1 protein-coding gene is annotated in these 1,346 nt (G+C 37.2%); it reads left to right on the plus strand.

What is annotated here, in order from left to right; all coding sequences use genetic code 11:
- Positions 1 to 232: 232 nt before the first annotated feature.
- Positions 233 to 1,346 (plus strand): DGQHR domain-containing protein (locus tag IQR33_RS10145; protein WP_193843685.1); only part of this gene is annotated, 1,114 nt, incomplete at its 3' end.

The following is a 1,346-nucleotide window of genomic DNA, read 5'->3' on the forward strand; positions in this document are numbered from 1 at the left end:
TGAAGCTAACACTCTCGTGCAAAGCCACCAATTCGTTTTCTATTAGGTTTGTTGTTTCAAAAATATTAACCATTGGCTGAACCATTACTAAAGACCGACAACTATATAATACCATATTTAAACACACTTTATAGACTTAAATATACTTTGTGCACTTTTTTGTGCACATATATTGAAGGAGGTGTATTTATATGGTATTTTACTTCTATTCTTTTAGTCATCGGGTCAAGACATGTACACACCAATTTATTCTGAACAAGACCTTCAATTAGTACTCTTCAGAGCTAACGAGGGTATTTGCACGAATGGCATTTCTGTATTTGAGGGGGTAATAACAGGCAAAGAATTTGCTGAGAACTTCACTGAAGAAGAGAGCTCAGATAGTTTAAATGAGTATCAAAAAAGACAGAGAGACCTTGAGAAAGGTCGTGCACAAGGTTTGATTAAGTATTTCGACAATAGGGAGGATACAGTACTCCCTAGCATTACTGTCTTTGTTTCTTCATTAAAACTCCATGAGGAAATATCTATTGGTAACAAAGAAGTCGTCACAGCCACATTAGAAAGTTCATCTGACCGTCTTGTATGTGATGGTCAGAACCGTTTGAATTTGTTTAAGGACAGAGTTACGAATGCTAGTCCTACTCAGTACCATACGCTGGGAGTTAAATTCATTGTTACAAACACGGACACCTTAGAGCCAGTCACTCAAAAGATTAGACAGGTATTTTCTGACTACCACTTACACCTTCGTAAACCAACATCAGCACAAAACTTATTCTTTGACAGCTCGCAAAGCTTTTCCAGATTAATTAGGGACCAGATACTCGATAATGTATTAGTTGATGGTCATTCACTAAAGCGGTTTATAAGTACCACAGGAAAACCCAAGAAATCCCAGTTAATGGACTTGAAGCAGTTAGGCGATTTCATTTGTACCGCATTAGGTACAACTCCTGTAAAAATGAACAAATTGCTTGAAGGTTCAAGCGATACCGAAGCTGAAATAATTCGCTTAACAACTCCATTCCTCACCAAGTTTTTTTCTCTTATACCTATGAGGTTTCTTTCAGACTCAGGGCCAAATGTTATGTACACGAAAAGTATATTTTGGAAAGGGACTGCGATAGTAATTCGATCTATCTTTGAAGTGCATTTGTCTCGAATGCATAAAGCCCCCATTGATTGGTCAGTACTAGATGGGATAGTTCGATTGCCTGTGAAAGATATTACACATGACTTTTGGCTAGAGAATAATGTAGTACAGAAATCTATTTCAAGAAATGGAAGTATTAAATACAGAATGATCCGCAGCTCAGAGAGAAGCTGTGCTACTGCTATTTGTA

It is taken from the genome of Vibrio sp. OPT46, assembly GCF_015163535.1.
GTDB classification, from domain to species: Bacteria; Pseudomonadota; Gammaproteobacteria; order Enterobacterales; family Vibrionaceae; genus Vibrio; species Vibrio alginolyticus.